Genomic DNA, 13824 nt, shown 5'->3' on the forward strand with positions numbered 1-13824 from the left:
GTTTGTAATACTTTGTAATTGAACACTATAAAGTTACAACAATTTTCGCTAATCACCAAATTTACAAATAGTTATAATTCATCGAACTCACGTTAAAATACCTCTAAACAATTATATAAATTTCATAGTTTTGTAATTTGATACAACCTCAAACTAAACATTATATGATACTAAACAGACCCCTACTATTGCGAGCTTTAGCAGGAGCTTTGTTGTGCGCACCAGTCTGTGCATCGGCTGGAAATATAAGCCATTACAATGCAGCAACAGAAGCTAAAGTTTTTCCGTGGAAGAAAAAAAAGAACAAAGAAAAGACGGAGGAAGTAAGTAAAACCGACTTTGAAAAAATTGCATCCGAAGGCAATCTCGTTGCCCGAGGCATGTTCAATGTGTATGCACAAGACGACAAGTACTATTTTGAAATCCCTGTTTCACTGCTTCAGCGTGACATGCTGGTGGTGAACAAATTGCAAAGGGTGCCTTTCGAACTGAATGATGCCGGTGTAAATCGTGGCACAAACTACGAAACTCAGATGATACGCTTTGAATGGAACAAGCAGGCGAAGAAAATCATGGTACGGCAGAGCCGCCCGCTGCCGGAATCGCCCGAACATGATGCCATAACCCGCTCGGTTCGGGATAACTTCATATCTCCACTTATCGACGATTTCAAAGTAGAAGCTTGCAGTGCCGATTCTGCTTCGGTGTTGATTCAGATAAACGACATTTACGAAGGCTCGGAAACCAGCATCAACAATGTTTTCGATAATATCAATCTGGGCACTTCGGCGGTAAAGGATTTATCACGCATCATTTCGATAAAGGCTTTCCCCAACAACATCGTGGCAACTTCCGAACTGACTACGAAAGTGCGTGAGGGAATGTCGTCGGTCAACGTTACTGTAGAGGTAAGTTCTTCGCTTGTATTGCTGCCGGAAAAACCGATGATGGGACGTCTTGACAACCCGAAAGTGGGATACTTCACTAAGGATTTGCTCTACTTCAGCGACTCTCAGCAGAAAACGGAAGAGAAAAAATACATCACACGCTGGCGACTGGAACCGAAACCGGAAGACCGAGAGGCGTATCTGCGCGGAGAACTCGTAGAACCGGAAAAGCCGATTGTATTTTATATTGAAAATTCTACTCCCTACCGCTGGCGGAAATATATCAAGCAGGGTATAGAAGACTGGCAGATAGCTTTCGAACGTGCCGGATTCAAAAATGCAATCATAGCCAAGGAACTGCCCGACAGCATAGCGGCAAATGCTGATGACATCAACTATTCGGTTGTAACGTATGCGGCTTCGTCGAAAGCCAATGCGATGGGTCCGTCTATTCTCGACCCGCGTTCGGGAGAAATTCTGGAAGCGGACATCATGTGGTGGCACAATGTCATCTCGATGGTGCAGGAATGGATCACCGTTCAGACGGGTGCCATCGACCCGAGAGCACGGGGAACGAAACTGCCCGACGAAATGATGGGAGATGCCATCCGTTTTGTGGCTTGTCACGAAGTAGGACATTCGCTGGGATTGCGCCATAACATGATGGGCTCGTGGACCTTCCCTACGGATTCACTTCGCTCGAAAAGCTTTACAGACCGGATGAATTCTACAGCATCGTCTATCATGGATTATGCCCGTTATAATTACGTGGCACAGCCCGGCGACGGAGTTACAGCTGTGTCGCCGCATATCGGTCCGTACGATATCTTTGCCATCGAATACGGTTACCGCTGGTACGGTCTGCCTACTCCGGAAGCAGAAAAGGATGTGTTATACAACTTTCTGAACAAACACAACGGACGATTGTATAAATACAGTGAAGCACAGGATCCTCGTTCGGCTGTCGATCCGAGAGCACAGAATGAGGATTTGGGAGATGACCCGGTACGTTCTTCGGAACTGGGCATAGCCAACCTGAAACGTATCGTACCCGAAATCATCAAGTGGACGACTACAGGAGAGAAGGGACAGACTTACGAAGAGGCTTCACGCCTGTATTATGCAGTGATCTTGCAATGGAATAATTACTTGTACCACGCAATGGCAAATATCGGCGGTATTTATATAGAGAATACTACAGTTGGCGACGGAGTGAAAACGTATACGTACGTAGAAAAGGAAAAGCAGGAAGCTGCACTCGATTTTCTACTGAATGAAGTACTTTGCTATCCGCGCTGGCTGTTCGATACAGAGATTTCCGACTATACGTTCCTGCTGCGCAAAAATCCGACGGGGGTAATAGAATATGCTCCGAGCCAGATTCTGAAAAATACGCAGGGATATATCTTCTGGGATCTGCTCGCCAACGAACGACTGATGCGTATGCTTGAAAATGAGTTGAAGAATGGCAAAAAGGCATTTACCGTAGTACAGATGATGGACAAGATGCATAATTCCATTTTTGCAACGACCATTAAGGGAGGTACTCCCGACGTTATGGAGCGTAACTTGCAAAAAGGATTCCTTGATGCACTGATTACGGCTGCTGCTGAAAGTGAGGGGGTAAAAATAAACAAGCAACTGACCGCAACAAGTGGCAATCCGTATCTGTTTCATCACACGCCATGGTGCAGTCATGATGAATTTACTTTCGAACAGGCCGAACGTATGGGGGATAAACGTGAGCTGAGTTTCTATGGCGGACAGGTAAATCGTATATCAGATGCCATATCAGTTAAACGGGGGGAATTGCTGCGTATCAAGAAATTGCTGGAATCAAGACGCAACACATCGGATACAGCAGCACGCTATCATTACGACGACATGATTCTTCGTATCAATACAGCACTGGGACTGAACGACTAATCTCGTTCTTCCCGTGCCGATGCACAAAAACAAATACTAAACTATTTAATACAAAATCAACAACATTTTTTTTCAATGAAGAAATCCTTATTATTGACTTTGCTGCTCATCGTGCACGTATGTGCAGCATGGGCAGCCGACAAGGTAATTACCGGTAACGTAATTGCTGATGACGATAAACAGCCACTGATCGGTGTTTCTGTATATGTTTCTGCAGACGACTTGAAAAAAGCCGGAAGCAACCTGATGTCTTTGGGAGTCGTTACCGATATCGACGGAAACTTCTCCATCTCTGTACCTTCTGGCATAAAAAAACTGCAATGCAGTTATATAGGTTACACTACATTACAAATAGAACTGAAGCCGGGACAAACGCATTATAATGTTTCATTGCAACCTTCATCGACGATGTTGAATGATGTGGTTGTGACCGGTTACCAGACGGTAGAGCGTCGTAAGCTGACTGCGGCCGTTTCCAAAATCGATATATCAGAAGAACGTATCGGTACGGTAAAGAGCGTCGATCAGGCACTCTCGGGGCAAATTGCCGGACTTTCTGCCGTAGCTACTTCTGGAGCTCCCGGCTCTCCTGTAAAAATCCGTATTCGTGGTACGTCATCGCTGAACGGAACGCAGGATCCGCTGTGGGTACTCGATGGTATTCCTTTGGAAGGAACTGATATTCCCAGTCTGGAATCGCTGAAAAACATTGATGATGTACAGCAGTCTTCCATCGCAGGATTGAACCCAGCCGACATTGCCGACATCACAGTATTGAAAGATGCTGCCGCAACGGCTATTTATGGTGCACGCGCAGCAAACGGTGTAATCGTCATAACGACTAAAAACGGTAAGGCAGGAAAGACTAAAATCAACTTCAGTACCCGCCTCACCTGGTCGCCTCAGCAGAATATCGACCGTCTGAACCTGCTGAATGCATCGGAAAAGGTCGATCTGGAATTGCAGCTGATGAAAAGCAACTATGCCATGAATGCCGACAAGGGAGAAGTATACCGTATCTTGAACCGCTACAATGCAATAGATACATTCAAGAAAAATGGTTGGGATGCCCTCTCGAAAGATGCCCAAAACGAAATAAACGCATTGCGTCTGATAAATACCGACTGGAATGATATCTTGCTACAGGATGCATTCAGTCAGGAATATAACTTGAGCTTGTCGGGCGGTAACGAGAAAGCTACTTACTATACGTCACTGGGATATTCGAAGGAACAGGGAAATATTCCCAATGTGGCTTCCGACCGTCTGAACCTTGTGATGAAAGCCAATTATAAGGTGAACCATATCTTAAAATTTGGCGCTTCGGTATTCGTGAACCGCCGCAACAACGATTCATACCTCGCTACTGACGGATTTACCAACCCGATGTTTTATGCCCGTATCGCCAATCCGTATCTGACTCCATACGATAAAGATGGAAATTATGTATACGATAGTGATATTCAAAGCGGAAACTCGGATTTGCTGTTCAACACCTTTGAAGAACGACAGAATACCTTGAATGAAACAACAATCAATTCGTTGTCTTCCATCTTCGATGTAGAACTTCGTTTTGACGACCGCTTTAAAATTACTTCTCAGGTGGGATTACAGCTCGACAAGACTTCGCGTGAACAGATTGCCGACCAGGAATCGTTTGCCATGCGTCTGGAACATCAGAACCGACGTAACAACGGAGTTTCTTTTCTTCCGAAGAAAGGTGGTTTCGACAAGAATTATGAAAATTCGGATTCACAAGTAACCTGGAAAACTATGGGTACATACCGCGACACATATGCTGATATTCACGAATTCGAAATTATGGTCGGTTCGGAACTTCGTCGTACGTGGGCTACGACACTTTACTCGGTGGGCTACGGGTACGACCGCCGTACCATGACCAACCAGCCGGTGGTATTCCCCAGCGAATCACAGGCTTTCCCCTTGCATTCCAAGACTAATGTAGAGAACGCCTATGTATCTGCTTTTTCTACCATGTCTTATTCGCTGCTGAACCGATACACGCTGGGAGGAAGTATCCGTTTCGACGGTTCCGACTTGTTTGGGGTAGACAAGAAATATCGTTACCTGCCACTTTATTCGGTCAGTGCCTTGTGGCGTATCTCAGAAGAACCCTTTACAGAAAATGCGAAGTGGATGGATAATCTGGTGATCCGTGCATCGTATGGTTTGCAGGGAAACATCGACAAGAACACTTCTCCATACCTGCTGGGGAAATATCAGTCGAACGCAAATCCTATCCTTCCGGGAAACACGGAAGACATGATTGTGGTAAACTCGGCACCAAACGACAAGTTGCGCTGGGAAAAGACTCACTCCGTAAACGTGGGAATGGACTTTGCCGTCCTGAATCAGGCTATCAACCTGAGCGTAGACTATTATTGCCGCAAGGGAGTAGACTTGATCGGCATGCAGATGCTTCCGCTGGAAACAGGATTTACCTCGACTAATATCAACTGGGCAAGTATGACAAACAAGGGTATTGAAATAGCTTTGTCTACACGAAACATACATACCAAATCGTTTATGTGGACTACAACTTTCAACTTTGCCTACAACCAGAATAAGGTATTGAAAGAAGCTATACGAGAAGATGCCACTTACCCAAGCCGTGAAGGTTATCCGGCTGGAGCAATCTTTGCTTTCCCTTATGCCGGCATAGACGAAAACGGACAGATGACATTCTATAACAAGGAAACGGGCAAGGTGGAATCGATGAAAGAATTCTTTAAAATACAGGAATTCGGATTTGGAGCTTACGACTTGAGCAACGAAGAACTCCGAAATAAGTATGAATATATAGGAACAGCCGATTCACCTTACACTGGAGGTTTTAACAATACGTTTACGTATAAGGCATGGGAACTGGGCATCAACTGTATTTTCAATGCAGGAGGCTATGTACGTGTACAGCCCAGCTACTCACTTACGTCGTTCGACCGCGGACAAAATACGAACCGTGATATTCTGAATCGCTGGACACCGGAAAACCCGAATGGTACGATGCCGGCTCTGGTAGACTCTAATACGGACATGGATGCTTACTTCTTCCTCGACGGAGCTGTAAACCCGTATGCGTATTCCAGCTTGTGGGTGAAGAAACAGAACTACATGCGTATACAAAGTATCCGTCTGGGATATGAACTTCCGTTCGATTTGATAAAGAAACTGGGTATCAGTCAGGCAACCGTGGCTTTGGAAGGTCGTAATCTCTTCGTATTCGGCTCGAGCTACGACAATTATCTCGATCCGGAAACAATGGGTAATCCGTATGCACAGCCTATCCCGAAATCATTTACATTCAGTTTGAATCTTAACTTTTAATTTGTAACGAACAATGAAAAAACAATATATTGGCTTGCTTTTTGCCTGTCTGACTTTCTTTTTGACGGGCTGCGACAAATTTCTGGATATTCAGCCAACAGGGAGTGTGATTCCTCAAACGCTGGCCGAATACCGTGCTTTATGGCTGAACGCCTGTACAACAGTCCCGGCAGACCGGGGACTTGCCGGTATGGGGGCTGACGAAATGTTTGTAAGCAATAAAAACGATCAGGACAAATATGGAGCTATCGAGCGATGGGAAGGTACGACAACTTCTACAACTACCGTATCGTTTGACTGGGCTAATTATTACGAAGTACTGTTTTTTGCTAATTTCATCATTGAACATCACGATGAAATATCCGAAGGAAGTCAAAGCGAAATAGAACAACTTACAGGTGAGGCTTACCTGATGCGTGCATACATGCATTTCATTCTGGTGAATCTGCACGGACAGCCTTATACCCAACCGGGAGCTCCAGCTACCAAAGCTATTCCACTGAAACTGGATACTGACCTGGAAAAACAATTGTTCCGCAATACCGTAAGCGAAGTGTATACTTCTATTCTGGAAGATTTAAAAAGTGCTGAAGAGCTGATAAACGTGGAAAAATGGGATGACATTACCCTCTCTTACCGTTTTACCAAAGTATGTGTTCCGGCTATCCGTTCACGTGTGTACCTATACATGGGTGACTGGAAGAATGCTTATGCACAGGCGGAAGAGGCTCTTAAAACTAAAAATGAACTGGAAGATTTCAAGGCAGACGGATTCAAATTACCCAACCAGTATCAGTCGGTAGAAGCAATCAATGCACTGGAATATACGATTAACAACAACTATCAGAATGCTGTATCTGTACTTCCTTCATTCCTGACAATGTATCAGGAAGGCGACCTTCGCCCGGATGCATACTTTGCTCCGGCAGATAAAGACGGTAACCGCAAATCGAAAAAGGGAGGTAATTCTGAATTTCGCTGCACTATACGTACAGGCGAATTGTACCTGAACAGTGCAGAAGCAGCAGCACAATCGGATAACCTGCCTGAAGCTCGCAAGCGTTTGCTGCAACTTATGGAAAAGCGTTATACGGTAGAAGCGTATGCCCAAAAGAAAACTTCTGTAGAAAGCATGGGTAAAGATGAACTGATAAAAGAGATTCTGAACGAACGTGCCCGAGAACTTGCATTCGAAGGACACCGCTGGTTCGACTTACGCCGTACAACTCGTCCACGCATCGAAAAGATACTCGACGGTCAGAAATATGTATTGGAGCAGGATGATCCGCGCTATACGCTTCAAATTCCCAAGGAGGCAATAGCAGCTAATCCGAACTTAACTCATTGATAAATAAAAAAAGAGATGCGATGAAGAATGAATTTCATCGCATCTCTTTTTTTATTTATCGAATTGTCACTTACTCATGTCGTTCCATTTCATTGCGGATAAACGTCGTGACATTGATTTCCTCAACCTGATCAAACTTTTGTTTACGATACGGACAATCCGTACACAGACATTTGCTACATTTCGGACTCTCAAAAATGTTACATGGGTCCAAATGAATATTCAGTACAGCATGCTCCGAATACTTATCGTTCAGTACCTTCTGCAACTGAGCTCCGATGCGATGCCCTTGATCAATGTTATAATACCAGGGGATAGTCAGGTCACAATCCATATACAGAGAAGTTCCCGATTTTAAAACCTTTACGTTATGGATATCAATCCATTCCGGTTTTCGGTTACGGTTTAGTGTATCGGCAAGATCTTTCAACAAATTGATATCTGCTCTATCCAGTAAGTTGTCCGTCGTCTTTCTCAGAATAGAAATTCCAGTTATGATGATGATGGACCCAAAAATAAGTGCCATGGCACTATCTATCCAGGTAATTTTTGTAAAATAAAGAAGAATCAATCCTACTACCAAACCAATCGTAGAGTAAGTATCCGACTGCAAATGTTTTCCTCCTGCCACCAGCGCAATAGAATTATACTTCTTTCCGATATGTATGCTATACCACCCCATCAGATAATTAATCAGTCCCGATACTGCAATGATATAAATACCGATATCTACCTTTTGAATTTCATCCGGTACAAGCAATCGCTTTATACCTTCATAAATAATCATTCCTCCGGCAATTGATATCAATATGCCTTCGATAGAAGCCGATATCAGTTCTATTTTACCATGCCCGAAAGGATGATCAGTGTCCCGAGGCTTTTCCGACCAGCACAAGCTGAACAAACTTATTGTTCCAGCTGCCACATTGACTATACTTTCCATAGCATCCGTCAGTACACCTACAGAATTGGTCAGGTAATACGCGACGAACTTAACCACCAAAATTAATACTGATATCATCAGTATGTTTCGCTGGACTTTTTGCTTTAATTTATTCTCTGTTAGTTCCATAATCCTCAAAAGATTGAAGTTTGAAAAATGAGTGGACGAAAGTACAACTTATTTTTAACCCGACAAAAACATGATGGCTTAAAGTCAATCTAAATTTCAATATGTTACAATTTATCATTCATTTAATTGACAATTAACACATCAAATAGGAAAATGATTCCTAAAATCATTATAAAGAAACTTTTACCGGAATCTCATAAATATAGACTATTAATAATTATGCCCCCTGCCAAAACTGTTCACACAGTCAGGCAGAGGGCATGATAATCTTAAAAAGCTTATATTATGAATTTTCTATCAAATCAAGAATCCCAACAAGATACCGGCAGCCACAGCTGAACCAATTACTCCAGCAACATTCGGACCCATGGCGTGCATCAACAAGTAGTTAGTTGGATCGTATTCCAATCCTACTACCTGAGAAATACGTGCTGAGTCGGGAACGGCAGAAACACCGGCATTACCGATAAGCGGATTAATCTTATTTTCTTTCTTCAATACCAAGTTGAATATCTTAACGAAAATCACTCCAGAAGCAGTAGCAATAAAGAATGACAACGCTCCCAAAATAAAGATCTTGATAGAATCCCAGGTCAAGAACTCAGATGCCTGAGTAGAAGCTCCTACGGTCAGTCCTAACAAAATAGTAATTGTATCAATCAGCGGACCACGGGCTGTTTCTGCAAGACGACGGGTTACACCACTTTCTTTCAGCAGATTACCGAAGAACAGCATACCCAGCAATGGCAAACCGGAAGGAACCAGGAAGCAAGTAAGCAACAAACCGATAATAGGGAACATCACCTTTTCTGTATGCGATACGGCACGAGGTGCTTTCATACGGATAAGACGTTCTTTTTTAGTAGTCAGCAGTCGCATAACAGGAGGCTGTATCACAGGCACAAGTGCCATATACGAATAAGCCGAAACCGCAATTGCTCCCATCAGGTTAGGTGCCAGCTTCGATGACAGGAAGATAGCCGTCGGACCATCGGCACCACCGATAATACCAATAGCAGCAGCCTGCATCGGATCGAAACCGATTTCCAGTGCAATCATGTAGGCACCGAAGATACCAAACTGAGCAGCCGCACCAATCAGCATCAGTTTCGGATTCGAGATCAGAGCCGAGAAGTCCGTCATCGCCCCAATGCCTAAAAAGATAAGCGGCGGATACCATCCGGAAGTCACACCCTGATACAAAATGTTAAGAACTGAGCCTTCCTCGTAGATACCTACTTTCAGTCCGGCTTCCATATTGAACGGAATATTACCGATAAGTATACCAAATCCGATAGGAATCAGCAACATCGGTTCGAATTCCTTAGCAATGGCAAGATAAATGAACACTATACCTATCAGGATCATAATAAGATGTCCCGGAGTGGCATTGTAAAAACCAGTATAGGTCCAGAAGTCTGCCAGGTTATTTTGTAAAAAACTACTAAATTCTCCCATATTACTCGATGATTATAAGGTCTGTACCTTCAAGAATAGATTCTCCCTTGCTTACCTTGATAGAAGTAACTTTACCATCGCGGTCTGCTTTGATATCGTTTTCCATCTTCATGGCTTCCAGAATAAGCAACGTTTGTCCGCGTTTTACCATGTCGCCTTCCTTTACCTTGATTTCAAGAATTACACCAGGAAGCGGTGACTTGATGCCAGCCTTGCTTCCGACACTCGCCGGACGAGTCACGGCAGCAGGAGGAGCAGCCGGACTGGTAGATGCGGTACGTACTACAGGTTTAATTTTCGGCTTATTTTGTTTTTCTAATTCTACGGTATATGGCGTGCCATTTACTTCTACACGCACATTGTTATCTTCTATGTCACCCACGGTTACCTTATACAAGTTTCCGTTAATTTTATATCTGTATTCTTTCATGGTTTTTATCATTTTAAGATGATTATTTCTTATGTGGAGTTTCACGTAAAGTATAAATCTTCGAACTCCACGGAGAATAACTACGTTTCACACGACTGATGGTCAAGATTGTTTCTTCTACATCATGGTCGGCTCCCTGCGCTTCATGCAATGCCATAGAAATAGCAGCAATCACTTCACCCGGTGCCTCACCCAAACCTTTCTCCTTAGCTTCCTGCTTGTCGGTAATGTTGTGTGCAATCATAGCATTACGCTTACGCAACTTGATGGCAGCCTTACCAACCAGTTTAAAGCAGATATAAAGCAATATCAGTCCCAGAAAGACAACACTCATGGCAGATATAGCCATACCAATACCTATGGGGTCGTGTTGTTCAAACTTATCCATCTTAGGATTACTCTCTATCGTCTGATTGTTTGTACTCGGAGTCACATATTTGTCTGCGCTCGCTCCTTTGACTTCCCACTCAGCCGAAGCATCTCCTACTCTGGCATACGACTGATCTCCATTCAAAATTCCGGCTGGAACCGTCACTTCATCAAGTAACTTTTTACCAGAGTCATACAACCCAATCCAGTTTGCATTAGTCTTACTCAATACAAAATTGGTATGGAAAGTTCCACGTCTCGGATTTCCGTCTGCCCAAAAAAGTGTATGCTGACGCGGCTTGATGCTGGTCAGTACATCGCCTTTCGGAATGAAATAGGTAGCGGTATCTCCCGGTTCACTACTCACTTTCAGCAAGCACCCGGCAAGATCGGCTGTACTATATGCCTTATTGAATATTTCAATCCAGCCGCTATGTACGCCATAATCATCTTGGAAGTTATTCTGATTGTCCACCAGTACTTCATTGATGACCAGCTTACTGTTCGATTTCGTTTCTGTACAAGAAGTAAAACCGACCAGCAATAGCAAAGAAAGAAATATTCCTATTCTGTTTTTTCTCATAGATTTCTTAAGTTGAAAGTTAATAATCGAATAGTCCACGAATTACAATGGAATATTTCCGTGTTTCTTAGCCGGATTCGTCAGCTTCTTAGTCTGTAACTGCTGCAGAGCACGAATAATACGGAAACGAGTATTACGCGGCTCTATCACATCGTCTATATAACCATATTTAGCAGCATTATACGGATTTGCAAACAATTTAGTATACTCTGCTTCCTTCTCAGCCATGAACGCTTTCGGATCGGCAGCTTCTTTTGCCTCTTTGGCATACAAGACCTCTACAGCTCCGGCTCCACCCATTACAGCAATCTCAGCAGTTGGCCATGCGTAGTTCATATCACCACGCAACTGCTTACAACTCATTACAATATGCGAACCTCCATACGACTTACGTAAAGTTACAGTAACTTTAGGTACAGTAGCTTCGCCGTAAGCATAAAGCAATTTAGCTCCATGCAAAATAACAGCATTGTATTCTTGTCCTGTTCCTGGAAGGAATCCCGGAACATCCACCAATGACACAATAGGAATATTGAAAGCATCGCAGAAACGAACAAAACGTGCAGCTTTACGAGAAGCATTACAGTCCAATACTCCGGCCAAGAACTTCGGCTGATTGGCAACAATACCTACCGATTGTCCATTGAAACGAGCAAAACCTATTATAATATTTTTGGCAAAATCACGCTGTACTTCGAGGAACTCACCATTATCAACAATTGCTCCGATAACTTCATACATATCATAAGCCTTGTTCGGGCTATCCGGAATGATTTCATTCAATGAATCTTCCAGACGGTCAATCGGATCTGTGCAGTCGACATAAGGAGGTTCTTCCAGATTATTCTGAGGTATGTAGCTTAATAGTTTACGAATCAGAGCAAGACCTTCTTCTTCAGTAGCAGCTGTAAAGTGAGTTACACCCGAACGAGTTGAATGTACACTTGCACCTCCCAAGTCCTCTTGTGAAACATCTTCTCCGGTCACAGTCTTTACCACCTTCGGGCCAGTAAGGAACATATACGAAGTACCTTCCATCATCAAGGTAAAATCGGTCAAGGCAGGAGAATACACAGCACCACCGGCACAGGGACCAAAGATACCTGAAATCTGAGGAACTACTCCAGAAGCCAATATGTTGCGCTGGAAAATTTCAGCATATCCAGCCAATGCATTGATACCTTCCTGAATACGCGCTCCACCCGAATCGTTCAGTCCGATACAAGGAGCTCCCATCTTCATAGCCATATCCATAACCTTGCAGATCTTTTGAGACATGGTTTCCGACAATGAACCAGCCGATACGGTAAAGTCTTGTGCAAAGACATACACCAGTCGTCCTTCAATTGTTCCATATCCTGTAACAACACCGTCGCCCAAATAATGTTTCTTATCCATACCGAAATTAGTACAACGATGTTTTACGAACATATCCATTTCTTCAAAACTACCTTCGTCAAGCAGCATGGCAATACGTTCGCGTGCTGTATATTTCCCTTTAGCGTGTTGCTTTTCGATAGCCTTCTCACCACCGCCCAAACGAGCCTGGGCACGCAGTTCGATAAGCTCTTTTACTTTTTCAAGTTGGTTACTCATGGTACTAGAAATTTATTAAATTAGTAAATGACAACATACAACGGCGGACATACCTTCGCTTAAAAGCAACAAAGTGACGAAGAATCTTGCATACATTCATAAATGTTCACAAAATTCTCCGTCACTTCTTTATTCCGAATGACAACAAACGGTCAATGTCCTCACCATTTCATTCATTGTCCGTAATTATTTTTCACAAAGTTCGGTTAATACCCCCATCGTTGATTTCGGATGAAGGAAAGCAATACTCAAGCCTTCTGCACCTTTTCTCGGAGCTTTATCAATAAGACGAATGCCATTTGTTTCAGCTTCAGCCAAAGCATTTGCTACACCATCTTCAACAGCAAATGCTACATGATGAACTCCCATGCCTCTGTTTTCAATAAACTTAGCAATCGTACTGTCAGGTCCTGTAGGTTCAAGTAATTCAATTTTCGTTTCACCACATTTCAGAAAAGCAGTTTTCACTTTCTGATCTTCGACAGTTTCTATATTATAACATTTCAATCCAAGTACATTTTCATAATAAGGAAGGGCTTCTTCAATGCTTTTTACAGCAATTCCCAAATGTTCGATGTGAGAAATTTTCATAATCAAGTTGTTTTTAATGGTATTAAAATCTAAAGTTGGTTCATATCAACTGCACAAAGAAAACAAAAATGTGCAGAATAAAGAAATATTTCCCTATTTTATTTTCGCTATAAACTCTTTTTTTACCTGAGTTCGGGATAAGTTTAGAATAAGGCCAGTTGTTTTGAGTCCTCAATATAGTATCCTTGCAATGCATCCGGTTTGTTTTCAAAGAAACAA

9 protein-coding genes are annotated in these 13824 nt (G+C 43.1%); 3 read left to right on the forward strand and 6 right to left on the reverse strand.

From position 1 onward, the window contains the following. Positions 1 to 164: 164 nt before the first annotated feature. The 3 genes from ACZM60_RS12890 to ACZM60_RS12900 all read left to right on the forward strand — a co-directional run bounded on the left by ACZM60_RS12890 (position 165) and on the right by ACZM60_RS12900 (position 7506). The gene (locus ACZM60_RS12890; RefSeq protein WP_489521704.1) at positions 165 to 2813 is read left to right on the forward strand and encodes a zinc-dependent metalloprotease; all 2649 of its coding nucleotides are present in this window, start codon (positions 165 to 167) and stop codon (positions 2811 to 2813) included. A gap of 75 nt (positions 2814 to 2888) precedes the next feature. Next, complete coding sequence (locus tag ACZM60_RS12895) at positions 2889 to 6158, forward strand: SusC/RagA family TonB-linked outer membrane protein (protein WP_489521705.1); 3270 nt, start codon at positions 2889 to 2891, stop codon at positions 6156 to 6158. A 13-nt stretch (positions 6159 to 6171) separates the two neighbouring features. Further along, positions 6172 to 7506 (forward strand): RagB/SusD family nutrient uptake outer membrane protein, encoded by a 1335-nt coding sequence (locus ACZM60_RS12900; protein ID WP_489521706.1) that lies wholly within the window; start codon positions 6172 to 6174, stop codon positions 7504 to 7506. A 70-nt stretch (positions 7507 to 7576) separates the two neighbouring features. Here ACZM60_RS12900 and ACZM60_RS12905 read toward each other — a convergent pair whose 3' ends face one another. From ACZM60_RS12905 to mce, 6 genes are all read right to left on the reverse strand, one after another. Then, positions 7577 to 8578 carry a cation diffusion facilitator family transporter gene (locus ACZM60_RS12905; RefSeq protein WP_021971273.1) on the reverse strand — a complete coding sequence of 334 codons (1002 nt, stop codon included), beginning with the start codon at positions 8576 to 8578 and terminating at the stop codon, positions 7577 to 7579. A 297-nt stretch (positions 8579 to 8875) separates the two neighbouring features. Continuing rightward, complete coding sequence (locus ACZM60_RS12910) at positions 8876 to 10036, reverse strand: sodium ion-translocating decarboxylase subunit beta (protein ID WP_021971272.1); 1161 nt, start codon at positions 10034 to 10036, stop codon at positions 8876 to 8878. 1 nt (position 10037) lies between these two features. Then, the gene (locus ACZM60_RS12915) at positions 10038 to 10466 is read right to left on the reverse strand and encodes an acetyl-CoA carboxylase biotin carboxyl carrier protein (protein WP_021971271.1); all 429 of its coding nucleotides are present in this window, start codon (positions 10464 to 10466) and stop codon (positions 10038 to 10040) included. Between the two features lie 22 nt (positions 10467 to 10488). Then, positions 10489 to 11418 (reverse strand): OadG family transporter subunit, encoded by a 930-nt coding sequence (locus ACZM60_RS12920; RefSeq protein ID WP_021971270.1) that lies wholly within the window; start codon positions 11416 to 11418, stop codon positions 10489 to 10491. 42 nt (positions 11419 to 11460) lie between these two features. Further along, positions 11461 to 13014, reverse strand: a complete 1554-nt coding sequence (locus tag ACZM60_RS12925; RefSeq protein ID WP_021971269.1) for an acyl-CoA carboxylase subunit beta — start codon at positions 13012 to 13014, stop codon at positions 11461 to 11463. A gap of 186 nt (positions 13015 to 13200) precedes the next feature. Next, the gene (mce, locus tag ACZM60_RS12930; RefSeq protein ID WP_021971268.1) at positions 13201 to 13605 is read right to left on the reverse strand and encodes a methylmalonyl-CoA epimerase; all 405 of its coding nucleotides are present in this window, start codon (positions 13603 to 13605) and stop codon (positions 13201 to 13203) included. Between the last annotated feature and the right edge of the window lie 219 nt (positions 13606 to 13824).

This window comes from Phocaeicola sp. (assembly GCF_057861905.1).

What these genes read in the sequence shown, in the direction of transcription:
- ACZM60_RS12910 (WP_021971272.1), bottom strand. Translation starts at nt 10,036, where the DNA reads ATGGGAGAATTTAGTAGTTTTTTACAAAATAACCTGGCAGACTTCTGG.
- ACZM60_RS12900 (WP_489521706.1), top strand. Translation starts at nt 6,172, where the DNA reads ATGAAAAAACAATATATTGGCTTGCTTTTTGCCTGTCTGACTTTCTTT.
- ACZM60_RS12905 (WP_021971273.1), bottom strand. Translation starts at nt 8,578, where the DNA reads ATGGAACTAACAGAGAATAAATTAAAGCAAAAAGTCCAGCGAAACATA.
- mce (WP_021971268.1), bottom strand. Translation starts at nt 13,605, where the DNA reads ATGAAAATTTCTCACATCGAACATTTGGGAATTGCTGTAAAAAGCATT.
- ACZM60_RS12890 (WP_489521704.1), top strand. Translation starts at nt 165, where the DNA reads ATGATACTAAACAGACCCCTACTATTGCGAGCTTTAGCAGGAGCTTTG.
- ACZM60_RS12925 (WP_021971269.1), bottom strand. Translation starts at nt 13,014, where the DNA reads ATGAGTAACCAACTTGAAAAAGTAAAAGAGCTTATCGAACTGCGTGCC.
- ACZM60_RS12895 (WP_489521705.1), top strand. Translation starts at nt 2,889, where the DNA reads ATGAAGAAATCCTTATTATTGACTTTGCTGCTCATCGTGCACGTATGT.
- ACZM60_RS12915 (WP_021971271.1), bottom strand. Translation starts at nt 10,466, where the DNA reads ATGAAAGAATACAGATATAAAATTAACGGAAACTTGTATAAGGTAACC.
- ACZM60_RS12920 (WP_021971270.1), bottom strand. Translation starts at nt 11,418, where the DNA reads ATGAGAAAAAACAGAATAGGAATATTTCTTTCTTTGCTATTGCTGGTC.